General features: G+C 66.0%; 21 protein-coding genes and 1 riboswitch. Of the genes, 11 read left to right on the top strand and 10 right to left on the bottom strand.

Features of this window, described 5'->3' with window-relative positions:
• Positions 1 to 1,824 (bottom strand): nicotinate-nucleotide--dimethylbenzimidazole phosphoribosyltransferase, encoded by a 1,824-nt coding sequence (gene cobT, locus A5766_RS10185; protein ID WP_064904580.1) that lies wholly within the window; start codon positions 1,822 to 1,824, stop codon positions 1 to 3.
• Positions 1,825 to 1,831: 7 nt separating this feature from the next.
• On the bottom strand, positions 1,832 to 2,518 hold the full coding sequence (locus A5766_RS10180; RefSeq protein ID WP_064904578.1) for a DUF3043 domain-containing protein: 687 nt from the start codon (positions 2,516 to 2,518) through the stop codon (positions 1,832 to 1,834).
• 145 nt (positions 2,519 to 2,663) lie between these two features.
• Here A5766_RS10180 and A5766_RS10175 point away from each other — a divergent pair, with 145 nt between their 5' ends.
• The 3 genes from A5766_RS10175 (at position 2,664) to A5766_RS10165 (ending at position 5,483) form a co-directional block, all read left to right on the top strand.
• Complete coding sequence (locus tag A5766_RS10175) at positions 2,664 to 3,734, top strand: glycerate kinase family protein (RefSeq protein WP_064904576.1); 1,071 nt, start codon at positions 2,664 to 2,666, stop codon at positions 3,732 to 3,734.
• Between the two features lie 212 nt (positions 3,735 to 3,946).
• Positions 3,947 to 4,306, top strand: a complete 360-nt coding sequence (locus A5766_RS10170; RefSeq protein WP_005209017.1) for a HesB/IscA family protein — start codon at positions 3,947 to 3,949, stop codon at positions 4,304 to 4,306.
• A 205-nt stretch (positions 4,307 to 4,511) separates the two neighbouring features.
• Positions 4,512 to 5,483: a carbohydrate kinase family protein gene (locus A5766_RS10165; RefSeq protein WP_197501409.1), complete on the top strand. Its 972-nt coding sequence runs from the start codon at positions 4,512 to 4,514 to the stop codon at positions 5,481 to 5,483.
• Between the two features lie 113 nt (positions 5,484 to 5,596).
• On the opposite strand, the gene asnB is transcribed toward A5766_RS10165, so the two are convergent.
• The gene (gene asnB / locus A5766_RS10160) at positions 5,597 to 7,522 is read right to left on the bottom strand and encodes an asparagine synthase (glutamine-hydrolyzing) (RefSeq protein ID WP_064904574.1); all 1,926 of its coding nucleotides are present in this window, start codon (positions 7,520 to 7,522) and stop codon (positions 5,597 to 5,599) included.
• Positions 7,523 to 7,938: 416 nt separating this feature from the next.
• Here asnB and ctaC point away from each other — a divergent pair, with 416 nt between their 5' ends.
• Positions 7,939 to 9,036 (top strand): aa3-type cytochrome oxidase subunit II, encoded by a 1,098-nt coding sequence (gene ctaC, locus A5766_RS10155; RefSeq protein WP_005205517.1) that lies wholly within the window; start codon positions 7,939 to 7,941, stop codon positions 9,034 to 9,036.
• Positions 9,033 to 9,449: a cytochrome c oxidase subunit 4 gene (locus A5766_RS10150; protein ID WP_064861425.1), complete on the top strand. Its 417-nt coding sequence runs from the start codon at positions 9,033 to 9,035 to the stop codon at positions 9,447 to 9,449. Before ctaC ends, A5766_RS10150 begins: the two co-directional genes overlap by 4 nt.
• A gap of 312 nt (positions 9,450 to 9,761) precedes the next feature.
• Here the strand turns inward: A5766_RS10150 and A5766_RS10145 are convergent, their stop codons facing one another.
• The 5 genes from A5766_RS10145 to ctaE form a co-directional block, all read right to left on the bottom strand.
• Positions 9,762 to 11,270, bottom strand: a complete 1,509-nt coding sequence (locus A5766_RS10145; protein WP_064904572.1) for a bifunctional phosphatase PAP2/diacylglycerol kinase family protein — start codon at positions 11,268 to 11,270, stop codon at positions 9,762 to 9,764.
• Positions 11,271 to 11,382: 112 nt separating this feature from the next.
• Positions 11,383 to 12,996, bottom strand: coding sequence for a cytochrome bc1 complex cytochrome b subunit (gene qcrB / locus A5766_RS10140; RefSeq protein ID WP_005205525.1), 1,614 nt, complete (start codon positions 12,994 to 12,996; stop codon positions 11,383 to 11,385).
• Positions 12,993 to 14,153 carry a cytochrome bc1 complex Rieske iron-sulfur subunit gene (gene qcrA, locus A5766_RS10135; protein WP_005205527.1) on the bottom strand — a complete coding sequence of 387 codons (1,161 nt, stop codon included), beginning with the start codon at positions 14,151 to 14,153 and terminating at the stop codon, positions 12,993 to 12,995. The genes qcrB and qcrA overlap by 4 nt, the downstream gene beginning before the upstream one ends.
• Complete coding sequence (gene qcrC / locus A5766_RS10130) at positions 14,150 to 15,118, bottom strand: cytochrome bc1 complex diheme cytochrome c subunit (protein WP_005205528.1); 969 nt, start codon at positions 15,116 to 15,118, stop codon at positions 14,150 to 14,152. The genes qcrA and qcrC overlap by 4 nt, the downstream gene beginning before the upstream one ends.
• Positions 15,119 to 15,236: 118 nt before the next feature.
• Complete coding sequence (ctaE, locus tag A5766_RS10125; protein WP_174273044.1) at positions 15,237 to 15,851, bottom strand: aa3-type cytochrome oxidase subunit III; 615 nt, start codon at positions 15,849 to 15,851, stop codon at positions 15,237 to 15,239.
• Positions 15,852 to 16,011: 160 nt separating this feature from the next.
• Between ctaE and A5766_RS10120 the strand changes: the two genes are divergently transcribed.
• Both A5766_RS10120 and trpD read left to right on the top strand, forming a co-directional pair.
• The gene (locus tag A5766_RS10120; protein ID WP_051993801.1) at positions 16,012 to 16,524 is read left to right on the top strand and encodes a hypothetical protein; all 513 of its coding nucleotides are present in this window, start codon (positions 16,012 to 16,014) and stop codon (positions 16,522 to 16,524) included.
• Between the two features lie 91 nt (positions 16,525 to 16,615).
• Positions 16,616 to 17,680, top strand: a complete 1,065-nt coding sequence (gene trpD / locus A5766_RS10115; RefSeq protein WP_064904570.1) for an anthranilate phosphoribosyltransferase — start codon at positions 16,616 to 16,618, stop codon at positions 17,678 to 17,680.
• A 36-nt stretch (positions 17,681 to 17,716) separates the two neighbouring features.
• Here the strand turns inward: trpD and A5766_RS10110 are convergent, their stop codons facing one another.
• Together A5766_RS10110 and A5766_RS10105 are read right to left on the bottom strand one after the other, a co-directional pair.
• Positions 17,717 to 17,995 (bottom strand): Lrp/AsnC family transcriptional regulator, encoded by a 279-nt coding sequence (locus A5766_RS10110; RefSeq protein ID WP_005176218.1) that lies wholly within the window; start codon positions 17,993 to 17,995, stop codon positions 17,717 to 17,719.
• Entirely contained in the window at positions 17,992 to 19,845 is a 1,854-nt protein-coding gene (locus A5766_RS10105; protein WP_064904568.1) for a DEDD exonuclease domain-containing protein, read from the bottom strand. The genes A5766_RS10110 and A5766_RS10105 overlap by 4 nt, the downstream gene beginning before the upstream one ends.
• Before the next feature lie 629 nt (positions 19,846 to 20,474).
• Positions 20,475 to 20,659: riboswitch (cyclic di-AMP (ydaO/yuaA leader) on the top strand.
• Positions 20,660 to 20,675: 16 nt separating this feature from the next.
• Here A5766_RS10105 and A5766_RS10100 point away from each other — a divergent pair.
• From A5766_RS10100 to A5766_RS10085, 4 genes are all read left to right on the top strand, one after another.
• Entirely contained in the window at positions 20,676 to 21,377 is a 702-nt protein-coding gene (locus tag A5766_RS10100; protein WP_064904565.1) for a C40 family peptidase, read from the top strand.
• 155 nt (positions 21,378 to 21,532) lie between these two features.
• Positions 21,533 to 22,612: an NlpC/P60 family protein gene (locus tag A5766_RS10095; protein WP_442902955.1), complete on the top strand. Its 1,080-nt coding sequence runs from the start codon at positions 21,533 to 21,535 to the stop codon at positions 22,610 to 22,612.
• Between the two features lie 12 nt (positions 22,613 to 22,624).
• The gene (locus A5766_RS10090) at positions 22,625 to 24,115 is read left to right on the top strand and encodes a peptidase MA family metallohydrolase (protein ID WP_064904563.1); all 1,491 of its coding nucleotides are present in this window, start codon (positions 22,625 to 22,627) and stop codon (positions 24,113 to 24,115) included.
• A gap of 12 nt (positions 24,116 to 24,127) precedes the next feature.
• A partial coding sequence (locus A5766_RS10085; protein ID WP_064904675.1) for a glycosyltransferase family 4 protein occupies positions 24,128 to 24,962 on the top strand: 835 nt, incomplete at its 3' end.

The raw sequence follows: 24,962 nt of genomic DNA, 5'->3' as shown, positions 1-24,962 counted from the left end.
TCAGACCCCCGCGTCGCTGGTGGTCAGGGCCGCTGACGAGTCGGAATCGCTGATTCCCGCCTCGTCGAACGTCGACATGCCCCGCAGGATCTCCACAGACGAGGAGACGACGGGCAGCGCCATCAGTGCGCCGCTGCCTTCGCCGAGGCGCATCCGCAGGTCGAGGATGGGCTCGAGGTCGAGGTGTTCGAGCGCGAAGGTGTGCGCGGGTTCGACCGACCGGTGACCGGCAACCCACCAGCTCACGGCGCCGGGCGCCAGTTCGGCCGCGACGAGTGCCGCCGCCGTGACCACCACACCGTCGAGGATCACCGGTGTGCGACGCACGGCGGCCTGGGCCAGGAACCCGGCCATCGCGGCGATGTCGGCGCCGCCGACGGCCGCGACGAGTGCGAGGGGATCGTGGATGTAGCGTCGGCCGCGTCGCATGCCGTCACGGATGGCTGCGGTCTTTCGCATCCAGCCGGAGTCGTCGATGCCGGTGCCACGGCCGACGACTTCGACGGGCTCGTGACGGGTCAGGGTACCGACGAGAACCGCTGCGGGAGTGGTGTTTCCGATGCCCATCTCACCCGCGATGAGAAGGTCGGCGCCAGAGTCGACCAAGTCGTCGACGATTGCGCGTCCCGCCGCGATGGCCTTGCGAGCCTCCGCGATGGTCAGCGCATCGGTGGCTCGGAGGTCGCCGCTGCTGCGTCGTACCTTGTAGCGCGAGACCCCGGGTGCGGTGTCGGCGTCGACCGACATGTCGACGACCTGCACCGTCGCGCCACTTTGGCGGGCGAGGACGTTGACCGCGGCCCCACCTGAGGCGATGTTGGCGACCATCTGGGCGGTCACCTCGGGTGGGTAGGCGGAGACGCCCGCCTGCGCCACACCGTGATCGCCCGCGAACACCACCACGTTCGCCTGCTCGATCGAGCGGGGCGGACACACGCCCTGGCATGCGGCGATCCACACGCTGAGGTCTTCGAGCCTGCCGAGCGAACCTGCGGGCTTGGTCAACGTGAGCTGACGCTCGCGTGCCGCCTGCGCGACGGACTCGTCGGGACGGTCGATGTGGTCGAAGACCTCGGCGTCGGTCGCGACGATGTCGCTGGTCTCCGGAACGTTGCCGGATGCCGCCGGTGTGGTTTCGGGGGCCGTCGGTGGCGTATCTGCGGCTGCCGGTGCGAGCACTGCTGCTGCCGGTGCGACGTCCGGTGTCGCTGCCGGTTTCTGTGTTGCCGCCGCTGGTGCCGCTTCCTGCTGTGCCTTCTGAGCAACGGGGGAGGGGAGTCCAGCTGGGAATTCAGCTGGGAGTTCGACGACGCGGCCGGCTACGACGAGCAGGACGCGATCGCAGACGGCTGCCACGGCCGAGTTCACTGCGCCCAGTTCGTCCTGGAATGCGCGGCCGGCGGGGGTCGGTGGGACCGGAGCGAGCCCGACCTCGGGGCTGATGATCACCAGATCCGAGGTGACGTCGCTGATCGCCGCACACAGTTGCGCCGTGCGGTCGGAGCGGTCGATCGGAGATTCCCAGCCGTTGGTGGCGTCGATGTCGGCGGCGAGCCAGTTGCCGAGGTCGTCGACCAGTGTGGCGACATCGGGCGTTGTCGACAGCTCGGCGGTGAGATCGGTGGTCTCGACTGTCGTGTACCGCTCGTCGCGGCGTCGTCGATGTTCCTCGACTCGCGCGACCCACTCCGCATCGGAGGTCAGTGTCGGCCCGGTCGCGATGTAGCGGACCTCAGAGTGCTCGGCGAGCAGTGCCTCGCCGACCCCCGATTTGCCCGACCGCACGCCCCCGAGCACCAGTGTGCGGGTGCCCCTCGTGGTCATTGCCGGTTCAGACCTCGTCGCCCGCAGACACCTGCGGCTTGGGTGCGCGCATCCGGCGGAGCTGCATGGCGCGGGTGAAGGCGTACCAGCCGAGGCGGAAGCCGGTGTCGTCGGTGTCGGGGAAGCGCTCACGGACGCGCTTGTTGACCAGCCTGCCCAGGATGACGGCGTCGACGGCCATCAGCACCACGAATGCCAGCAATACGAAGTTCGCGTACGCGGCGATCGACGGCAGGAACATCACCACGATCAGCACCACCGCGAACGGCATGAACAGTCCTGCGAAGTTGCGTCGCGAGTCGACGAGGTCGCGGGTGTAGCGCCGCACCGGCCCCTTGTCACGGGGCATCAGGTAGCGCTCGTCGCCTGCCATCATCTTTTCGCGCTGCTTGGCTCGCTGGTTGCGGCGATCGTCGTTGAGTTTGCGACGATCCTCACGCGACATCGAGCTCTTGAGCTGCTTCTTGCGCGCACGTGCCTCGGCGCGGGTCGTCGGCGGAGGCGCGACCGGGCCACGTCGTCGGCCTTCTGCCTCGCGACGCGACGGTGTCGGGCGTCCCTTACCCGCTGTGTATGCGCTGCCCTTGGTCTCGGACTCGGTCTCCGTGTCGTCGACGGTCGTCGTCGGCGCTTTTTTGAGCGACAGGGGGCCCTCGTCGGCGGTGTCGTCGTCCTTGTTCCATGGCAGTCTCACGTCTTCGAGGGTAGGCGATCTAGCGCTGCCGCGGTTCGTCGACCTCCCTATACTTCCCGGGCATGGGCCCGAGGAGACGAGTGTGGGAGACGACCGCGAGCACCTGCGTCGACGCCCGGGTGTCGAGCGAGCAGAGGTGGGGCGGATGCGAGTCCTGATAGCGCCGGATTCGTTCGGCGACACGCTCACGGCGGTCGAGGCCGCGAACGCCATCGGCGAAGGATGGTCGGCGGGCAGGCCCGACGACGAGATCACACTCGCGCCGCAGTCCGACGGCGGACCGGGATTCGTCGACGTCCTCGCAGCACGCTTCGGACGCACGGTGACCGAACGGGTCGTCGGGCCACTCGGCGCCGCGATCACGGCACAGTGGTTGCTCGACGACAGGGAGCCCGAGCGGCTCGTCGCCTACATCGAGTGCGCGCAGGCGTGCGGCCTGCATCAACTCGGTGGTGGGCCGACGCCGCGCACCGCGCAGTCGGCAGACACCTACGGTGTCGGGCTGCTCGTCGACGCTGCATTACAGGCCGGGGTCCGCGAAGTGGTCGTTGGTCTGGGTGGGAGTGCCACGACCGACGGCGGCCATGGGTTGATCGACGCCCTGGGTGGGTCGGCGCGGGCAGCGGAGCGTTTCGCCGACGTCGCGCTGATCGCTGCGTCCGACGTCGAGAATCCCCTGCTGGGACCGCTGGGAGCCGCGTCTGTGTTCGGCCCTCAGAAGGGTGCGGACCCCGAGACCGTCGGGCGTCTCGAAGACCGACTCGCGCAGTGGTCGCGGGTGCTGGCATCGATCGCTGGTCGTGACGTCAGTGGTGAGCCGGGAGCCGGGGCCGCTGGTGGGCTCGGGGCGGCATTGCTCGCACTGGGTGCGCGTCGCGTGTCCGGTGCGACGGTTGTGGGAGAGGCGACCGATCAGGCCACTGCGATCGCTCGTACGGATCTGGTGCTGACCGGTGAGGGAAAGTTCGATTCCCAGACGCTGCGCGGGAAGGTCGTGTCGGCGCTGAATGCCGCGGCAACCGAGGTGGGTGCGCCGACGGTCGTGTTCGCGGGTCAGGTGGCGTTGACTCCGGACGAGATCGCCGAGGCCGGGATTGCCGGCGCCCACTCGATCGTCGACCAGGCGGGATCGGTCGAACTCGCGATGAGCGACGCACGAAATCAACTCACCGCTCTTGCGGCGCGCGCCGCGGCGTCGTGGCTCCCGAGTGGGTGAGAAAGCCTGCGGTCGACGACCCACAGGTGTGTGCACACTCCGGGAATATGCACATAGGGGGTACCGTTGACAACAGACGAACAAAAGGCCTGCATCGTCAGCCGACGCGTTCGAGTCGCTGCCACAGCGCGGCGTACATCAGAGCTGTGTGACACATGGCAGCACGACCGGGGCCGAGCATTAACGGCACCATCACAGTACGAGGAGCATCGATGACCGTTCAGAACGAATCCGGAACCGCGACCACCACCGGCGTCATCCTGACCGACGCTGCAGCCGCCAAGGCCAAGGCGCTGCTCGATCAAGAGGGTCGTGACGACCTGGCGCTGCGTATCGCAGTGCAGCCCGGAGGCTGCGCAGGCCTGCGCTACCAGCTCTTCTTCGACGACCGCTCGCTCGACGGCGACCTCACCGCAGACTTCGGTGGCGTCAAGCTGGCTGTCGACCGGATGAGCTCGCCGTACGTGCAGGGCGCCACGATCGACTTCGTCGACACCATCGAGAAGCAGGGTTTCACCATCGACAACCCCAACGCGACGGGTAGCTGCGCCTGCGGCGACTCGTTCAACTGACGGCTGTAGTACGCCTGTATTTCTGACCGCACCTCGGCGACGCCGGGGTGCGGTCAGTCTTTTCCGGGGCTTTCGGTAGCGTGTGATGCGGTTCATGGTCGGCTCGCGCGGCGGGCCATCTCGAACGCCGGCTCGCGCGGCGGGCCATCTCAAACGCCGGCTCGCGCGGCGGGCCATCACAAACGCTGAGAGGCTTGGAGAGTACGTGGCAATCGTTGTATGTGGTTCCATCGCGACAGATCATCTGATGAAGTTCCCGGGGAAGTTCTCGGAGCAGATTCTCGCCGATCATCTCGAGCACATTTCGCTCAGCTTCCTTGTCGAGGATCTCGTGGTCCGACGCGGCGGTGTCGCAGGCAACATCACGTATGCGATGGGCGAGCTGGGGCAGTCGCCGGTGCTCGTCGGTTCTGTGGGATCGGACTTTCACGACTATCGCCAGTGGCTCGAGGCGCACGGCGTCGACTGCCGCGGAGTACGCATCTCCGAGACGCACCACACGGCTCGCTTCATGTGCACCACGGACGAGACGATGGCGCAGCTCGCGACGTTCTATGCGGGAGCGATGAGTGAGGCGCGCGAGATCGATCTCGGCGGGGTCGTCGAACGCGTCGGTGCACCCGAGATCGTATTGATCGGTGCCGACGATCCGGCAGCGATGCTGCGGCACACCAGGGAATGTCGACGTCTCGGCATCCCATTCGCCGCCGACCCGTCGCAGCAGCTCGCGCGACTCGACGGTGAGCAGGCACGGGAGCTCATCGACGGCGCCGCCTACCTGTTCACCAACGAGTACGAGTGGGGTCTGCTGCGTCAGAAGACCGGGCTGTCGGAGGCGCAGGTCGCCGAGTTGATCGGCGTGCGCGTCACGACCCTCGGTTCCGGCGGTGTCGAAATTGTCGACCGCGACGGCACGCGCACGCATGTGGCCGTTGTTCCGGAGACGGAGAAGGTCGACCCGACCGGCGTCGGCGACGGCTTCCGCGCGGGATTCCTCTCGTCGCTGTCGGCGGGCCTCGGCTTCGAGCGCGCCGCACAGGTCGGTTCGATGGTCGCCGTACTGGTCCTCGAAACGGTGTCGACGCAGGATTGGTCGTGGGACCGCGACGCCGCGCTCACTCGGATCGAGGGCGCCTATGGCGCCGACGCCGCGAAGGAGATCGCCGCCGCGATCTGAGCGGGGCTTCCGCGCGGCGGGTGGGGTGGTTTCGACTACGGCTGCTCGCTGCGCTCGCGGCCGGCTCAACCAGCGGGGCGAGCCACCTCCGCTGATCGAGCTTGTCGAGATCACTACAGCCGCACGGGGTAGCTGTGGTCGGTGATGTTGGGGATGAGCGTCTTCTCGACGAAGATCGCGTGCCAGATCATGAACATCAAGAGCGTCCAGAGGCGCCGGCTGTTGTCGACGGTGCCTGCGCGGTGCTCGTCGAGCATGTCGAGGATCGGCTGCTTGTTCAGCAGATAGTCGGTCTGCGACTTCTCGATCGTCTCGCGCGCCCAGTCGTACATCTCCGGGCCTGCAAGCCAGTGGCGGATGGGGACAGGGAAACCGAGCTTCTTTCGATGCAGGACGTGCGCCGGGACGATCTGTTCGAGCGCCTTGCGGAGAGCGTACTTGGTGGTCCCGTGACTGATCTTCTCGTCGAACGGCAGCGCCTCGGCGACCTTTAAGACCTCGTTGTCCAGGAACGGCACGCGCAGTTCCAGTGAGTTGGCCATCGTCATCTTGTCGGCCTTGACCAGGATGTCGCCGCGCAGCCATGTGTAGAGATCGATGTGCTGCATCCGCGCGACAGGGTCCCAGCCCTCGCTGCGCGCGTAGACGGGTTCGGTCACGTCGGTGTGGGTCCACTCGGGACGGTAGTCGCGCAGCACGGCGCGGAGCCGGGCGTCGTCGAAGCTCCGTGCGTTCCCGTAGTAGCGCTCTTCGAGTGTCAGCGATCCGCGATGCAACAGACTCTTGCCGCGGGTGCCCTCGGGGATGCGGTCGGAGACCTTGCCCGCGAGGCGTCGAAGCGTCGAGGGCAGGCGGTCGAAGCCCTTCAGGGAGAGGGGCTCCTTGTAGATGGTGTACCCGCCGAAGAGTTCGTCGGCGCCCTCGCCCGAGAGCACCACCTTGACGTGCTCTCGAGCGGTCTGGGCCACGAAGTACAGCGGGACGAGTGCGGGGTCGGCGACCGGATCGTCGAGGTACCAGATGATCTCCGGGATCGCGGCGATGTACTCCTCGGGGGTCACGGTCCGCACTATGTGCCGGGCCCCGATGGCGGCCGCAGACTCGGCTGCGACGTCGGCCTCCGAATAGCCTTCGCGCTCGAACGCCGCGGTGAAGGTGATCAGATCGGGGTTGTGCTGGATCGCGAGCGCAGCGATGGCCGTCGAATCGATACCGCCGGACAGGAACGATCCGACGGTGACGTCGGCGCGCATGTGCTTGGCGACGGAGTCGGAGAGGACGTCGGCGATCTCGTCGTAGCGCTTCTGACGTGTGGCGTCGGTGAAGGGGCGGACCGAGAACTGCGGGCTGAAATACCGGGTGACCGACGGCGCGCCGCTCGGACGGACCGTCGCGTACGAACCCGACTCGAGCCGACGGATCGACGAGTGCAGTGACTCGGGCTCTGGAACGTACTGCAGCACGACGTAGTGCTCGAGTGCGCGCTCGTCGAGCGTGTCGGGCAGGCCGAGGCGCCCGATCAGCTCCAGGAGGCTCTTCTTCTCGCTGCCGAACGCGGTCCCGCCGGGGCCGGTCGCGATGAACATCGGCTTGATACCGAACGGATCGCGGGCGAGGAACAGCGAGCGTGTCTCGGTGTCCCAGATCGCGAAGGCGAACATGCCACGAAGACGTCGGACGGCGTCGGGTCCCCAGTGATGGAAGGCCGCGACGATCGCCTCGCCGTCGCCCTCGGTGCGGAAGGTCGCGCCTTCGTCCGCGGCGAGCTGCGCGCGGATCTCGAGGTAGTTGTAGATCTCGCCGTTGAAGACGAGCGCGTAACGGTCGGGGTTCTCCGGCGGTCCCCACCGCAGCGGCTGATGCGAATGATCGATGTCGATGATCGACAGGCGATTGAAGCCGAGCACGATGTCGGCGTCGTTCCACGTGCCGGGCTCGTCCGGGCCGCGGTGGCGCATGCAGTGCGAGGCGTTGGCGACGAGGTCGACGGCACCAGCCGCCGTCTCATCGGAGGTCAGCAGACCGAGCAAGCCACACACCAGTAAAGCCTCTTTCGACGTGGAAAATAGGGGCGGCGATGACGTCACCGCCGCGGTGACGAGTATGCCGTATGCGGGGTCGACACACCCTTCCGGATAGGGCTCGCGGGTCGTCGAAACACGCGGTCGAGAGGGGATTACCTGGGCCGGAAAACGATTTCGACGCGCGAAGTCACCCCAACCGAAAAAGTTCCCGCGAGTTGGTCTACGCTGCGTAGTACATGGCGCGAAGGCTGCGCTTCGGTGCCCGCTGCACGGTGACAGTTGCCTGCGGGTTCGATGTCGCCAAGCGTGTCATTGCAGGTCAGGTGGGATGCGACTCGGACGTCTGATCGACGGTTCCGAGCTGGCAGGAAGGCGTGAAATTGGCACACGGTGAACGGCCCCGCGTACGGCGTGCCACGTCGGCGTCGCGGATGGCCAACCGGGTCGGCCTCAAGCGGGTCGGAGCTGTCGCGGCGCTTGGCGTCGGCGCACTGTTGATGTCGGGTTGCGACGGACGAACCGCGATGCGGTTCGGCTGGCCGCACGGTGTGACCCCCGAGGCCACTGACATGGGCAACCTGTGGAGCTGGTCGGTCATCGCGGCACTCGTGATGGGCATCATCGTCTGGGCTCTGATCTTCTGGACGATCACCTTCCACCGCTACAAGCCGGGTAAGGGCAAGGACGAGTTCCCTCGTCAGACCGCCTACAACGTGCCGCTCGAGCTGGCATATACGGCCATCCCGTTCGTGATCATCGCGGTGCTCTTCTACTTCACGGTCATCGTGCAGACCAACGTCGAGAAGAAGACCGACGATTCGAAGGTCGTCGTCGACGTCACCGCGTTCCAGTGGAACTGGAAGTTCGGCTACCGCGACGTCACATTCGACGACGGTAGTAAGTACAACGGTTTCGTCCGCGACGGTAACCCGTTCGATCTCGAGACCGCGAACACCCGTCAGATCCACGACGGCGAGACCATCGAGCTCCCCGGCCCCGACGGTGGCCGTAGCAACGACGTGCGGGACTACCTGAAGTTCAACCAGATCGAGACTGTCGGATCGTCGGCGACGATTCCCGTTCTGGTGCTGCCGACGAGCAAGCGGATCGAGTTCGATCTGGCGTCTGCCGACGTCATCCACTCGTTCTGGGTTCCGGAGTTCCTGTTCAAGCGCGACGTCATGCCGTTCCCGAAGCAGAACCACACCGACAACCGCTTCCAGATCTCTTCGATCGACCGTGAAGGTGCATTTGTCGGTCGCTGCGCGGAAATGTGCGGCACGTACCACTCGATGATGAACTTCGAGGTTCGTGCAGTGTCGCCACAGGACTTCGACGCGTACATCAAGTACCGGCAGGAGAATCCCGGCAAGACGAACGCGCAGGCGCTGCAGCACATCTGCCAGCAGCCCGAGTCGGTTGTGACCGTTCCGTTCGATACGCGTCGGGCCACAGACGGGTCCGTCGGAGCCTCCGGTGACGCCGGCAACACGAAGCTTGCGAACTGCACGATCGGAGCACTCCAGTGAAAATCGAAGCGAGACTCTTCGAGCTGCTCACGCTCTTCTTCGCAGGCGCCGGTGTCATCTACACAGTGCTGACCGCGCTCACCGACAACGGCGTTGAATGGGTCGGAGTCGTCGGCATGTTCTTCAGCGCCGGTCTGACCCTGATCGCCGGTACCTACTTCCGGTTCGTCTCACGACGCGTCGAGATCCGTCCCGAGGATTACGAAGACGCCGAGATCGAGGACGGCGCGGGCGAGCTGGGCTTCTTCAGCCCGGGCTCCTGGTGGCCGATCCTGATCGCGGCGAGCGCTGCACTGTTCGCCATCGCTTTCGCGACGGGCAACATCTGGCTGGCGATCTTCGCCGCGGCCTGCATCATCGGCACAGCGGCAGGTCTCGTCTTCGAGTACATCGTCGGACCCGAAAAGCACTGATACACCAACCCATTTCGCATTCCGTGACAGCCGCATCCGACCCTCGGGTGCGGCTTTGTCATACCGCATACCTCGAGCCGGGGCGGATGCCCCAACTGATGCGCCTACTCGACGCCGCGTTCGACGGTGACTTCGACAACACCGACCTCGACCACGCGCTCGGTGCAACGAAGGGGCGGTTCTGATTCGCGACGTCGAGATTGACTCAACCGCCGCCCGGCTCTCCTGCGAGTGGAGAGCCGGGGACGTCTGGTGATGCGGCGGTCTGGTGATCCGGCGGTCTCGTGGGTGGTGCGGCCCGCCGCGTAAGGCTCAGTCCTCGTCGACGATGCTGTGGCCGTAGACCTTCAGAGTTCTGTACTCGGCGCGAAAACGCGCGGAGGTGTACGACTCGCCGACCTCGCCGTCGTGGGCGATGGTGGTGGGTTCGTCGGTGGTGAAGGCAAACTCGGGCACCTGCATCTCGTGGTAGAGCTTCGATCGCTGCAGCAGCCCGGTCACGAGGCTCGCCAGTACCCGTAGGGTCGCCAGCCGCTTGCCTGCCTCGAGGAAGCGGACGTCGAGGAGCCCGTCGTCGAGTCTTTCGCGTCGTGCCGGTGCAAACCCTGCCGAGCCGTACATCGACGTTCCGACGAGGAACAGTGATGTCTTGACGGTCTTACCGTCGATGGTGATCTCGACCGGTGTGGAGTGACGGGCGACCTGGAGCATCGCCAGTGCACTGGCAGCACCCTTGCCCACGCGGTGCTCCCACTTGGTCCTGGCGCGTACGTAATGGGGGTAGGCACCGATGCTCCCCGTGTTGAGGATGAGCCGTTCGTCGTTGAGTGTTGCCGCGTCGACGGCGGTCGTGACGCCCGCACTTACCTTGGCGAGCGCTGAATCGACGGTGTCGCACCCGATGTCGCGTGCGAAGTGGTTGAACGTGCCACCGGGGAAGACGGCGAGCGGGAGGTCGGCCGCGTGCGCCGCTGCCGCGACGGTGGCCACCGTGCCGTCGCCGCCGCACACCCCGAGCGCGCTGGCTCGTCGAGCTGCGTCACGCGCGACCGACGCGTAGTCGTCATCTGGCCCGAGTTCGATGATCTCGGCGCCCGGCAGCTCCGCCCGGACGGCCGCAAGCACCTTCTCGCTGTTGCCGTCACCCGACGCCGGGTTACCGAGGACCACCAGTCCCGAACCGTCGACGGGTAGCGCCGCAGCCTCGGTGGTGGGGGTGGGTGTCGCGATGTTGTGCGGGATGATCGGCGGCGCGATCTTGCCACCGAGCGTGGCTACCGCTGCGCCGATCCCGAACCCGATGAACACGTCGCCCGGATAGTGCGCTCCGGTGGCGACGCGGGACAGTCCGACAAGGCCTGCGAGTGCAGACATGACCAGGCCCAGTGGCGGGGACTCGAGCGCCACACCGACGGAAAAGGCTGCGGCACTTGCTGAATGGCCTGACGGCAGAGAGTTCGACGTCGGCTGGTGCGCCGCCCGCCGCACCAGTGGCACGACCGACGGTGAGGGTCGCTTGCGTTGCCGGATCCGTTTTGCGCCCTGGTTGGTGACGAGACTGGACACTGCGAGCGACGCGAGCCCGCGGACCGCTGCTCGCTGCCAGCGAGGGCGCCCGCTGAGTATGAGTCCGGCTCCGATGCCCATCCACAGCTTCGAATAGTCGGCTGCCGCGGTGAGTTTGGGCATCGTCTTATCGAGCAGCGGGCTCGGTGAACGAGCGATCGCCTGGAAGAGGTTGGCGTCGAGTGTGCCGAGCTCCTTCGTCAGCTGATGTAGTTGGTCTTTGTCGCGATGTCCGATGTGTCGCACTCGTGTCATCGTTCAACCGTAGCGGTCGGCGGGGGAGGGGAGTGCTTGTCCCACAACAACACACGGCTGCCGTCGGGAGTGCGACGGCAGCCGTGTGGAGACTGCTGTTTTCGAGAGCTGGTCAGTCGAGCGGGTTGCCGCCCTTGGCCTGCAATTCGCGCAGGGCGTCGATCTCTTCGCGTTCCTGCTCGTGCTCGAACTCGACGTTGCGCTTCTGCTGCTCGGGCGGGTCGGCGACAAGCACCGAACCGGTGCCCGGAGCGCCGGACTGCCCGAGTTTGTTCATTCGTTTCGGAACCGCAGCGCCCTCGTACGGCAACGGGATCGCGTGACCGTGATCGTCGACCGGGCCGAGCGGCTGGTGGATCTCGATGTACTCGCCCTGAGGCAGACGCTTGATGATGCCGGTCTCGATGCCGTGCTCGAGCACCGCGCGGTCGCTGCGCTGCAGGCCGATGGCCCACCGGTACGCGATGAAGTAGGCGATCGGCGGCACGATGATGAGACCGATACGACCCATCCACGTCGTCGCGTTCAGCGAGATGTGGAACTTCAGGGCGATGATGTCGTTCATACAGCTCAACGTCAGGATGATGTAGAACGAGAACGCCATCGCGCCGATAGCCGTGCGCACCGGGGTGTCGCGCGGACGCTGCAGCAGGTTGTGGTGAGCGTCGTCGCCGGTGAACTTCTTCTCGATCCAGGGGTAGGCGAACATCACGACGAACATGAGCGTGATGATCACGACGACCCAGAAGATCGCGGGAATCGTGTAGTGACCCAGGTACAGCTCCCACGCAGGCATCAGACGGGCTAGACCGTCGGTCCACATCATGTAGATGTCGGGCTGAGAACCGGCCGACACGTGTGCGGGGTTGTACGGTCCGATCACCCACACCGGGTTGATCTGGAAGATGCCCGCCATGATCGCGAGAATGCCCGCGGTGAACGCGAACATCGCTCCACCCTTGGCGGCGAACACCGGCAGGATACGGACGCCGACAACGTTCTTCTCAGTGCGTCCCGGGCCGGGGAACTGGGTGTGCTTCTGGTACCACACCAGCGCCAGGTGGGCACCGATCAGAGCGAGGATGATGCCCGGGAACAGCAGGATGTGCAGCACGTAGAGGCGCGGAATGATGATGTCGCCGGGGAACTGTCCACCGAACAGTGCCCAGTGAATCCAGGTACCGACCAGCGGGATTCCCAGCACGATGCCGCTCATCGCGGCGCGAACGCCCGTGCCCGAAAGCAGGTCGTCGGGCAGTGAGTAGCCGAAGAAGCCCTCGAACATCGCCAGGACCAGCAGCAGGCAGCCGATGATCCAGTTGGCCTCACGCGGGCGACGGAACGCGCCGGTGAAGAAGATGCGGGCCATGTGGATGATGATCGATGCCGCGAACAGCAGCGCTGCCCAGTGGTGGATCTGGCGTACGAACAGACCGCCGCGCACCTCGAAGGAGATGTTCAGGGTGGTCTCGTACGCGCGGGTCATCATGACGCCGTTGAGCGGCTGATATGCGCCGTGGTAGGTGACCTCGGACATCGACGGATCGAAGAAGAAGGTCAGGTACACACCGGAGATCAGCAGGATGACGAAGCTGTAGAGCGCGACCTCACCGAGCATGAACGACCAGTGGGTCGGGAACACCTTGTTGATCTGGCGCCGCATACCCGCGGCGAGGTGGTACCGGGAATCGACCTCTTCGGCCTGCTTCGCGAGACGATTGCTCATGACTTGCGCTCCCAGAATGCGGGTCCGACGGGTTCGATGAAGTCGCCTGCGGCAACCATGTACCCCTGATCATTGACCGTCAGCGGCAGTTGCGCCAGTGCACGCGCGGCCGGACCGAACACCGGCTTGGCGTACTCGAGTGCGTTGAACTGCGACTGATGGCACGGGCAGAGGATGCGGTTGGTCCGCTGCTCGTACAGCGAGGTCGGGCAACCGAGGTGGCTGCAGACCTTCGTGTAGGCGAAGTAGTCGCCGTAGTTGAAGCTCTCCTGGCCCTTGCGCTTGATCGCCCGGGCTGCGTCCTCGGGACGCAAGCGGATGAGCATCACGGGGTTGGAGACGTAGCGCAGTCCCCAGAGCAGCTTCTCGCGCGACTCCTCGGTCTCGCCATATCCATCGGAGACGCGCCACGGGAACACGGTCTCCATGCCGCCTGCGTCGAGGTCCTCGGGCCGGACCAGGGCCACCTGGTGCGGGTTGCCGGTATCGCGACGAAGGAAGACGGTCTCGTTGGGCTGCGATTTGGGGTTGTAGATCGGCGACCAACCGGTATGCCACAGGGGAGCGTCCTCGCGCTTGGCCCACGGGTTCTTGATGAATCCACCCAGGCCTGCGACGACGCCGGTCAGCGCGAGCGCACCGAATGCGAAGAGGCCGGAGCCGATCAGCATCTTGCGACGGCCGAGCGTCGACTTCGAGCCCGAGTCGACGAGTTCGGCGACGATGGTCTTCTTGTCGACCTCGGTCGATCCCGGACCGTCGTGACGGTCCTGGACCGCGATCTCGGACGGGATGAACTTCTTCGTGATGAGGACGAGCGCAACGCCGATCGACAGGATCGACAGACCGAACGTCACACCGAGCAACGGTGTGTTGAGGGTGTAGCGCCAGTAGTCGGAGGTCCCCGGCAGCGCGAACTCCCAGTGGTTCCACAGGAAGATCACGAAGCAGGCCAGCGCGGAGATGCCTGCGATGATCAGCCAGACGGCGATCTGGCGTTCTGCGCGCTTCTCGGCCTTCGTGCCCGGCTCAGGAAAGCGCTCACCGCGATGGATGATCTCGACGCCGTCGAGGTTGGTACCGAGCTTGACCAGTTCATCGTTGGTCATCTGGTCAAGCTCATCAGCGGACGGAGTGTCCTTGTCCGTGGTGCTCATGTTCGTGATCCCATCCACATCGCGGCGGCGACGACCGCCACAACTCCGACAAACCACATCACCATGCCCTCACTGACCGGGCCGAAGCCGCCGAGGCTCAGTCCGCCCTGGGGCTTGGATTCGGTGACGTACTTGATGAAGCCGATGATGTCCTTCTTCTCGTCCAGCGAGAGCTGGCGATTGGAGAACTTCGGCATGTTCTGCGGTCCGGTGAGCATCGCCGTGTAGATCTGCTGTTCCTTGACGTGGTCGAGCGTCGGCGCGTACTTACCCGACGACAGCGCACCGCCGCGTCCGGTGAAGTTGTGGCACGACGCGCAGTTCAGACGGAACAGTTCGCTACCGCGGCCGAGGTTGTCGCCGCGCAGCGAGTCCTGTGCGAGGACCGGCAGGACGACTTCCTTCATCGAACCGTCGGCTTGACGCTGCATGACCTTCTCGGTCTTGCGGGTGCCATCCGGATTCTTCTCGAACAGCGGACGCGGACCGCCACCCTGCGACTGGATGTAGGCGCCGAGCTGGTCGATCTGCGCGGTGTCGAACTTCGGTGGCTTGCGCTGGGCCTGAGCCTCGCCACGTGCGGCGGGCATACGGCCGGTGGAAACCTGGAAGTAGACGGCCGCATCGCCTACGCCGATCAGCGAGGGGCCGCGGTCGGCCACACCCTGCAGATTGGCGCCGTGGCAGGTGATGCACGAGCTCTCGTAGAGCTTCTTGCCGTCCTGGATCAGAGCGGCGTCGTTGGTATCTGCGACGGCGACCTGGGGCTTGGGCGACAGCAACGACGCGAGAACGCCTGCCATCATGAGGCCGGCGAGCAGCAGCAGCGCGCCACTGGCGCGGCGGCGCAACTTGCGACGCGAACGAGCCTTCTTCGCGGCGTTCGGCGCCTTGCTCGAGGTAACTGTGTCGACCTGACCGACGTCGGAAGGGCTATCCGACGGTCCCGGTGGAGATGAACTCATCGTGGTCTCTCTACTAGCGGACGGACTTCTCAGCTGTTGGCGAGAACGTGGTTCGGGATGGAACCGTTCTCGCCTCATGTCAGTTATTCGTTGCGATCGGTGTCATCGGATGAAGTGCTCATCGGATGAAGTAGATGGTGACGAACAGGGCGATCCACACGATGTCGACGAAGTGCCAGTAGTAGGACACGACGATCGCAGCAGTCGCCTGGTTCGGAGTGAACTTGGCGAGCTTGGTGCGGACCAACAGGAAGATGAAGGCGACGAGACCGCCGATCACGTGCAAGCCGTGGAAGCCGGTCGCCATGTAGAAGACCGAGCCGTAGGCGCTCGACGAGAGGGTCGTGCCCTCGGCGACCAGGTGGTAGTACTCGTAGGCCTGGCCGCAGACGAAGAAGGCGCCCATCACGAACGTCAGGATGTACCAGCGGCGCAACCCGAAGACGTCGCCGCGCTCGGCGGCGAACACGCCCATCTGACAGGTCACCGACGACAAGATGAGGACGGTGGTGACCGGGATGGCCAGTTTCAGATTCAGTTCGGTGGGCTCCGGCGGCCAACCGGCTGGGCCGGCGTTGGCGCGTGCGACGAAATACATCGCAAAGAGTCCAGCGAAGAACATCAGCTCACTGGACAGCCACACGATCGTGCCGACACTCACCATGTTGGGGCGGTTGAGCGAGTGCACGCGCGAGGTGATGGCTGTTCCCGAGGTACCTACAGCGCTAGTCACAGGTTGAAGTATGACGGTTCGTAGTACGCCCTGACCACTCGGGTCGGATATTCGTGGGAACTATTTCTCTTCCCGCTGGTAGGCGCCGGTCGGAGGTGTCTTTCGGCGTGTCAGGGGTGCCGGTGGACCCAGGGGTCGGCGCCGTGCTTTGCTCGATTCCATGGGTACCTCCGACCACGACGATCCGGAGTCGCGGCGCGACGGCCGACAGTTCGATCTCAACGGTCGGCCGATGGCGCCGCGACGCTGGGAAACGTTGCGGCGCGCGATGATCGGAGGCCGAGCCACGCCGCGCGACGTCCTCACGGTGACCGAGCGCGACGTCGTCGTGGTCGGTGAGTCCGACGACGAGGCAGCGTCGAGCTCATCGATCCTCGAGACTTCGACGCTGCGTCCCGACGCTCAGGCCGTGGTGAGGCATGTCCTGGCGCTGCCGGACCAGAGTGTCGAGGCGGCAGTGGGCCTGGCTGCGCTCGATGAGTACGAGGCGATACCCGTCGACGTTGTCGCCGACCGGTTCGCGATTCCGGCCGGGTTGGCACCGGTGGTTCTTGCGCGCGTCCAGCTCGTCGACGCGCTGCACCTCTCGCAGGAGCGCTCGCGAATGGCGAGCTTGGCGTCGAGGCACGCGGGTGTCGCGGTGGGGTGGCAGATAGTCCAGCGGCGGGGGTGAATCGCACCGCGGGCTTCGCTGCGTGCGCATCGCACGACGCAGGGCGTGACCGCGAGCAGGTCGTGTGCGCAGGTCAACTAAGGTGCATGGGGTGAGCAGCGAGCAGAGCTACACCTGGCCGCAGGTCCTCGGGGCCGTCACCGACGGCATCGACCTGACCGTCGACCAGGCACGATGGGCCATGGACGAGGTCATGACCGATAGCGCGACGTCGGCGCAGATCGCCGCGTTCGGCGTCGGCGTGAAGATGAAGGGCGCTGCGCCGGCAGAACTCGCAGGCCTGTCGCAAGCGATGCTCGACCACGCCACCCTCGTCGACACCGACCGTGCGGCGATCGACATCGTCGGAACGGGAGGCGACCGCTCGCACACCGTCAATATCTCGACGATGACGTCGATCGTCGTCGCCGCTGCAGGCGTGCCGGTGGTCAAGCACGGTAATCGCGCGGCGTCGTCGAAGAGCGGCGGAGCCGACGTGTTGGAGGCCCTGGGCGTGACGATCTCGCTCGGTGCCACCGAGGTTGCCGCGTGCATCGACCAGATCGGCATCGGGTTCTGCTTCGCCCCGGTCTTTCACCCCGCGTTCCGCTTCACCGCTCCCGCACGCCAGCAGATCGGTATCCCGACTGTGTTCAACGTGCTCGGCCCGCTGACGAACCCGGCACAACCGCGTGCGGGATTGATCGGGTGTGCGTTCGACGATCTCGCTCCGGTTCTCGCGCGTGCATTCGCAGAGCGGGGCAGTTCCGTACTCGTGGTGCGTGGCGACGACGGCCTCGACGAACTCACGACGACCACCACGTCGTCGGTGTGGCAGGTCGTCGACGGCACGGTCACCGAACTGACGATCGATCCGCGCGACCTCGGGATCGACTACGTCGACCTCTCGGCGCTGCAGGGCGGAGACGCGACGGTGAACGCCGCCATCGCGCGGGAACTGCTGTCGGGAACGACGGGTCCGGTACGCGACGCGGTGCTCCTCAATGCTGCGGGGGCACTCGTCGCCAACGAGCAGACGTCAGCCACCGACAACGCCGGGCTCACCGCGGCATTCGCGGCGGCAACCGAGCGTGCCGCGGAGTCGATCGATTCGGGCGCTGCCGCGCGGCTGCTCGACCGGTGGGCTCAGGTCAGCGGAGAACTCGCCGACAAGTAGGTACCGACTGCCCGGTGTGGGTCACTTCGGTGTGGGTCACTCCTCGCCGATGGAGAAGCCGCCCTCGACCGCGCTCGACGAATAGCTGCGGAACGCGATGTGGGTCGCGCTGTGTCGTACTCCCGGCAGCCGGTTGATCTTGCCGGTCACGACCTCGGCGATCTGCTCGTGGTCGCGCACGCGGATCTTCGCGATCAGATCGACATCGCCCGCACATGAGTACACCTCTTCGACGCCCGGGATATCGGCAACGGCCTGTGCCGTTTCGGGGATCTGGTGGACGTCGGCGTCGATCAGGACGATGGCGGTGATCATGCGGGCAAGCGTAGTCGGCCACCATCGGCGCGCGGGCGTGACCGGTGACCCGACGTGCGGATGTCCCGCGCGTCGTGGGCGCTCTGTGACCACTCCAGCCAGCGCTGCGCCGATCCGATGGGCGTGGCGAGCGCGTCGCTGGCGTCGACGATGCGCGTGGCGGGGTCGGACACCCAGCGATAGAGCAGACCTGCCTCCTCCGGCGAGGCGCCCCGAAGCGGGGTGTCGTCCGGCAGCACTGTCTCGGCAGCCGAGACCAGCGCCGCGACGACCGGCATCGGTGCGTGTCCCCGAGGAGCGGTGCCCGCCGCAGCGAGGCGTCCGTGCCGAATGACCGCCAACTCCCAGCCGCCCGCGCCGTCCGAGCGTGCGACGACCAGCTCGGTGATCGCGCAGAGGGAACTCAGGCGCTGACTCCGTGCGAGTTGATCGATGGTTGCGGCCATCCGGTCCCGGTGGCGCGCGGCGGTCTCATACATCTGTGCTCCCGCGACCACGTCGAGCCGGTGTGCGAGCCGCGTGAGGATGGTGTCGGATCGTCCGAGCAGCAGATCGACGACGGATGTGACCGCGGGTAGGTAGTCGGGAAGCGTCTGGGGGCGTGTCGAGGCGGCGGCACATCCACCGACGACTTGACCGCCGTCGTCGGGGAGTCGACACCAATGATGGCTGGCGGTCGCGCCGAGTCGGGTTGTGCAGGTGCGTAACCCTGCGGCGTGAGCGATGAGGTCGGCGATCACGGTCGCCGTGGTGCGTTTACCGATCGGCCCGATGCCCACTTCTCCCGGGGTGCGGGCGACGCGCAGCCGCGCGAACCGCTCGTTACTCAGCGTCACCCACCAGCCGCGGTGGGGTTGTGTCGAGCGTCGGTTGTACGCGGGGGCGTGCGCGGCGAGCAATCGGAGCTCGCGAACTCCTGCCTCGAGCGCGTGCGCGCACTCGACGTGATCGACGCGTTCGGCAAGCATCACCATCTCGCCGATCCTGCGTCGGGGATCGGCTCCCGAGAAATAGGACCTCACACGTCGACGGAGATCCGACGCCGTGCCGACGTAGAGGACCTCGTCGCTCGGCCCGCGGAACAGATAGACGCCCGGGCGCGCGGGGATGCGGTCGGCCAGATGCCGCTTGGCGCGCAGTCGGGGATCGGTGCGGGGCAGGTAGCTGGTGAGTTCGCGATAGCTCTGCACGCCCTGATTCCCGACGCGCTCGAGGAGATGGTGAAAGACCTCGACGGTCGCGCGGGCGTCGTCGAGGGCGCGGTGCGTGGGGCGGACGGTGACGTCGAACAGATCGGCCAGGGCGGACAGGCGCACCGTCGGCGCCTCGTCGCGTCCGAGGATGCGTCGGGCCATGGTGACCGTGCACAGTGTTGCGCTGAACGGCCACTGCAGGTGTAGGCGCAGGGCGTTCTGCCGCAGGAACGACATGTCGAACCGGGCGTTGTGGGCGACGAGAATCGATCCGCGCGCGAATTCGATGAATGACGGCAAGACCTCGTCGATACGCGGCGCGTCGTAGACCATCGCCTCCGTGATCCCGGTCAGCGCCACGATCTGCGGGGGAATCGGTAGTCCCGGATCGACGAGGGTCGCGAACTCGCCGAGTACCTCACCGCCGCGGATCTTCACCGCGCCGATCTCGGTGATGCGGTCGTTCGTGGCACTGCCGCCGGTGGTCTCGAGGTCGACCACGACGAGCGTGGTGTCGAACAGGGACCGATCGGAGAACTCGTTGTCGAGAGCGTTCTCGACATCGGAGCCCTCGAGGTCGGAGCTCGCGAGGTCAGAGAACGAGAGCTGGTCACCAAAGGACGTCACGTCGCGAACAATAGTTCGAACCACCGACATCGATGGTTCGTTGCTGGTGAGACGGGTGTTCCGGATGTGGCGACGCGCCCTGGGCCGCCTGTAGGCGCGACATCTGCTCGACGCGGTCGACCGGACTTGTCGGTGGGGGTGCCTAGTCTCCCCGTCAGAAGGAGTCAGTGGTGCGCGACGCCGGCGGGAGGAGGGGAAGCCTCCCGACGACATGCGCATCCCCGAGGATTTCACCCCACTGAGACGGAGATCACATTATGGACATCGATTGCAGCACCTGCCCCGGTCGCGACCACGCATGCGACGGCTGTGTGATGACAGTGCTTTTCGGCCCGCTGAACAGCCAGGATGCCGCCGCCGGCGCGCGGCGCGGATGGCCGAGAGAGGCCCGAGATAACGACGCCGAGATCCATGCCGCCATCGATACATTCACGCATGCTGCAATGGCCTCCAACGCCGATGCACGATCTGCAAGAGCAAGCATCTGTGCAGTTCAAGCGGCCAATTCGTCGTCTGGATCGCCGACATTGCGTGCGGGCTGAGGTGCGGCCGTCGAACACGCTGTTTGTCGGTTAGTGGACAGACACGCATCCGGTTTCGTAACCTTTCCGAGACCTTTGCGAAGCGTCCCGCTCCAACAGGAGAGGTTCGCGGGGGTCACCGCTCAATCGCCAAGGCTATGAGTCTTGGCGTACCGGGGAACCACTCATTTTTTCGGAGCTTTCCGAATGGGGGTGAATCGCGCTCTCGATCCGGGTGTTCGCACTCGAATCGCATGCGCGTAGGGCCATTTCTTCCGGCCCGAACCCGACAGCTAACCCGGTCGGCGGTAGAGGGAGAACAAAAGGAGAACACCCTTCGTGGCCAAACATCGTTTGGAACAGCCCGACCGCGGCAAGGTCGCAAAGAAGGCGGTAATCGCCGGGTCGATCACGTTCGGCTCGCTTGCCGCTGCCGCAGGTCCCGCTCTGGCCGCGCCGGTCACCGTGCCCAATGTCGGCACGTTCGAGCTTCCCGGCGTCGACACCAAGCAGATTCCGGCACAGTTCCAGCAGCAGAAGGCGCCGGTCGTCAAGAAGCAGGACGTCGCGAAGGCACCCGACGCCACGGTCGAGATCCCCAACGTCGGCAAGTTCACGCTTCCGGGCATCAGCGACAACCAGGTCCCCCAGCAACTGCGCCCGCGCGGCGGAGCTCCGCTGCTCGCACCGACGCAGACCGCCGGTGAGAAGGCCGTGCGCGCTGCCGAGACCAAGATCGGCTCGCCCTACTCTTACGGCGCCTCCGGCCCCAATGCCTTCGATTGCTCGGGCCTCACCAGCTGGGCATTCCGTCAGGCGGGTCTGACGATTCCGCGCGACAGCTACGGACAGCTCGGCGGCGGCACCGCGGTTGCCTCGCTCGCCGACGCGAAGCCGGGCGACATCCTGGTGTTCAACGGTGGCGGACACGTTGGCCTCTACATCGGCAACGGACAGTTCATCCACGCATCGACCTACGGCGTCCCCGTGAAGAAGGACGTCGTGAAGAATTGGAGTTTGGTCGGTATCCGTCGCTACTGAGCGGCGAGATCGATCGAGTTCGTGAGGTCGGGCAGATCACGCAGGAATGCGTGATCTGCCCGACTCGCAGTCGCTGCCCGCGACACTCACGTTAGGGTGGAGCGCGGCGTTCGGGTCTCCTCTGCGGAGACCGGAGGCTGCTGGCGGTGAGGGGAGTGAACACAGAAGTGGTTGCGGGATCGCAGGCAATGGCGCATCGATCGCGAGCGGCATACGTCGTTGTCGTGACAGCGGTGATCATCGCTGTCGCACAAGTCTTTTCGATGGCGACAGCAGGTCCGTCGAACGCGGAACCGACTCGCACACCCGACCAGCTCCTCGCCCAGTACAAGAAACTGAGTACCGACGCCGAGAAGTCGTCGGAGGCGATGCACAACGCTCAGATCGAGTACGACAAGCAGCGCGGCATCGTCACTGCGGCTCGTAAAGACTCGACCGAGGCCCAGAAGAGTCTCGAGACCTCGCGCAAAACGCTCAGCTCGTATCAGAAGCGCGTCGACACGATCGTCCGCGCCAGCTACAAGGGTGCGCGGGTCAACCGGCTCTATGCGGTGCTGGTCAGCGACTCGCCACAGTCACTGCTCGACCAGATGTCTGGCCTCGAGGTGATCTCCCGCCAGGCGTCGGCTGATCTCAAGGGGCTCAAGAAGGCTCGCGCCCAGATGGCCGCGGCGAAGGCGAAGTCCGACCGCACCGCCGCAGAGGCGACGACTGCCGTCTCCGCTGCCGAGCGTGTGCGCGGCGACGTCCAGGCCAAGCAGGCAAACCTGCAGCTGCAGGCGGTCCAGGTGCGTGCCGTGTACGAGTCGATGACCGGCAAGCAACTCGGCGCACTTCGCGGCCCCAAGTTCGACTTCGATCCCCGCGCGGTGCCGAAGGGAACGTCCGCCGCGCTCGCTGCCGTGCAGGCTGCGCTCACCCGCATCGGAGATCCCTACGTCTGGGGCGCCACCGGACCTGACTCCTTCGACTGCTCCGGGTTGATGGTGTGGGCCTACCAGCAGGCGGGTAAAACGCTTCCGCGCTCGAGCGAGGCACAGATGGGCTCCGGAACGGCCGTCGACCGCGGCAACCTTCAGCCCGGCGACCTGATCATCTACTACCCGGATGCCCACCATGTCGGCATGTACGTCGGCGACGGCTACGTGATCCATGCGTCGACGTTCGGCGTACCCGTCAAGGTGGTGCCGATTGACCAGGCCGGGCCGTACGCGGCCGCGCGGCGATACGCCTGATGCGCGGACAGCGTGCACGCTGAGGCCTCGGCTGCGCGCGTCGCGTGTGTGATCCTCGCTGCCACGACACTCGCAGCGGGTGTGTCGGCCTGTTCGTCGGATAGTCAACCGCAGCAAGCGACGTCGTCGTCGGTCACGACGACGACCACGAATCCCAACATCTATCTGCAGGAACGCTCGGAGGGTGTCGCGCGACTCCTCGACGACCTCACCCGCGCCCTGACGGATGGGGATCGGGCTCGCCTCGACGGACTCCTCGACTCCTCGACGTCTCCGACGTTCCGCGATTCCCTGAACGTCGCGGCCCATAATCTCTCCGGAACAGGCACCTCCACACCTACCTCGGCCGCAGCGTCGCAGCCGTCGACAAACCCCCGGTCAGCAAACCCCCAGTCGCCGTCCTCACAGTCGCAGCCTTCGCCGACCACGGTGCCCGCGCGTGGAACCGCTCTGAAGCTCAAGGAGTTCGGCTACCAGCTCGCGTCGACGCAGGGTACGGAGGTCCAGATGCCCGCAGAGGTTGCCGCCCGACTCGAAGCGCAGGGCAGTACCGACTCGTGGGTCGCGCCGGTGCAGTTGCGTTATGCGCTCGGCGGTGCCGGCACGCCGGGCGTCGACGAGCCGACGGTCACGCTGGATCGCGAGCTTGTGGTGGCGCGATACGGGGACAGCTGGAAACTGGTCGGCGACGCAACGCTTCTCGGCGACGACGCCCCGGCAACCCAGCTCTGGAACCTGCCGGGTCTCGAGGCCACGGACGTGCTCACCGGGGGAGGGCCGTCAGCAGTGGTGTCGTACCCGGGTACCGCCGTCACAGTGGATCGGACGCGACGCTCGCTGCGCCAGGCGGTATCGGCCGTCACCGCGTTCTGGGGTTCGGAGTGGCCGCGGCGGGCCGTCGTCGTCGCAACGGCGACCCCGGAGGAGTTCTCCGCGATCGCGCACAGTTCTGCGACCGACACCTCCGCCGCCGCGGCGGCCACCGTGTTCGATCGAGTCGACGGTGACACGGTGATCGGTCAGCGCGTCGTGCTCGCTCCGTCCGCCAACGACCTACCCGCCCCGGCTCTTGCCGTGGTCTTGCGGCACGAGCTCACGCACGTCGCGACGCGCTCGGTGACTGCAAAGGACGCGCCGCTGTGGATCACCGAGGGTGTTGCCGAATACGTCGGCCGTAAGGGAACCTACGTGCGTCTCGACGACGCCGCCCCGGATCTCGCCGCGCAGGTGCGGGCGGGGCAGAGTCCCGATGCGCTGCCGTCGGACGAGGATTTCGGTGTGGCGACTGACAAGTCGGCTCTGGCGTACCAGTCCGCGTGGGCGCTCGCGGCCTACGTCGCCGACCGCTACGGTGAAACACGTCTGAAGGCCCTCTATCGCGGGGTGGCGGCGTCGGGAGACGTCGGCCGACAAGACAACGCGATCGCGACTGCTCTCGGTGTCGATCGCAACCGTCTGATCGCCGACTGGCGCAGATGGCTCGCGGAACAGGTTCCGAGATAAGGAGTACGGTCCGTGCGTCGAACCCTGTTGGTGACCAACGACTTTCCGCCACGGGCCGGTGGGATCCAGTCGTATCTGCAGAATCTCGTCGACAGGTTGCCGCCCGAAGATGTCGTGGTCTACGCGCCCCGATGGAAGGGCAGCGTGGAATTCGATGCGCGACAACCGTATCGCGTCTACCGGCACCGGACGACGTTGATGCTGCCCACGCCATTCGTCGCGCGTCGCGCCGCAGAGATCATCCGCAGTGAGGGCATCGAGACCGTGTGGTTCGGTGCCGCGGCACCGCTCGCGGTGATGGCTCCCGCGATGCGTAGGGCGGGAGCTGAGCGCGTCATCGCCAGCACGCATGGCCACGAGGTGGGGTGGTCGATGCTGCCCGTTGCTCGACAAGTGCTGCGCCACATCGGAAACCACACCGACGCGATCACCTACGTCAGTAGGTACACCAGGGATCGCTTCGCTTCGGCCTTCGGCCGCGCTGCCTCACTCGAGTACCTTCCCCCCGGCGTCGACACCGATCGTTTCGCGCCGAATCCTGTTGCCCGCGAAGAGGTTCGCGCACGGTTGGGGCTCGGCGACGCTCCGACCATCTTGTGTCTGTCGCGGTTGGTGCCGCGGAAGGGGCAGGACATGCTCATCCGTGCCCTGCCGTTGATCCGCAAAGAGATGCCCGACGTCGTGCTGGTCATCGTCGGTGGTGGGCCATACGCCGACACACTGCACCGCCTCGCCCGCGAGGAGGGAGTGGCTGATCACGTGATCTTCACCGGTTCTGTTCCGGCAGAAGAACTTCCGGACTACCACAACATCGCCGACGTCTTCGCCATGCCTGCGCGCACACGCG

The organism is Gordonia sp. 852002-51296_SCH5728562-b (genome assembly GCF_001665475.1).
Lineage (GTDB): Bacteria > Actinomycetota > Actinomycetes > Mycobacteriales > Mycobacteriaceae > Gordonia > Gordonia sputi.
This window is presented reverse-complemented; position numbering and strand designations above follow the sequence as displayed.

Bases quoted from the DNA above. Each gene is read 5' to 3' on its own strand.
- A5766_RS10145 (WP_064904572.1), bottom strand. From the start codon at position 11,270: ATGACACGAGTGCGACACATCGGACATCGCGACAAAGACCAACTACAT.
- A5766_RS10120 (WP_051993801.1), top strand. From the start codon at position 16,012: ATGGGTACCTCCGACCACGACGATCCGGAGTCGCGGCGCGACGGCCGA.
- cobT (WP_064904580.1), bottom strand. From the start codon at position 1,824: ATGACCACGAGGGGCACCCGCACACTGGTGCTCGGGGGCGTGCGGTCG.
- ctaC (WP_005205517.1), top strand. From the start codon at position 7,939: ATGGCCAACCGGGTCGGCCTCAAGCGGGTCGGAGCTGTCGCGGCGCTT.
- qcrC (WP_005205528.1), bottom strand. From the start codon at position 15,118: ATGAGTTCATCTCCACCGGGACCGTCGGATAGCCCTTCCGACGTCGGT.
- qcrB (WP_005205525.1), bottom strand. From the start codon at position 12,996: ATGAGCAATCGTCTCGCGAAGCAGGCCGAAGAGGTCGATTCCCGGTAC.
- A5766_RS10175 (WP_064904576.1), top strand. From the start codon at position 2,664: ATGCGAGTCCTGATAGCGCCGGATTCGTTCGGCGACACGCTCACGGCG.
- A5766_RS10110 (WP_005176218.1), bottom strand. From the start codon at position 17,995: ATGATCACCGCCATCGTCCTGATCGACGCCGACGTCCACCAGATCCCC.
- qcrA (WP_005205527.1), bottom strand. From the start codon at position 14,153: ATGAGCACCACGGACAAGGACACTCCGTCCGCTGATGAGCTTGACCAG.
- A5766_RS10105 (WP_064904568.1), bottom strand. From the start codon at position 19,845: ATGTCGGTGGTTCGAACTATTGTTCGCGACGTGACGTCCTTTGGTGAC.
- A5766_RS10170 (WP_005209017.1), top strand. From the start codon at position 3,947: ATGACCGTTCAGAACGAATCCGGAACCGCGACCACCACCGGCGTCATC.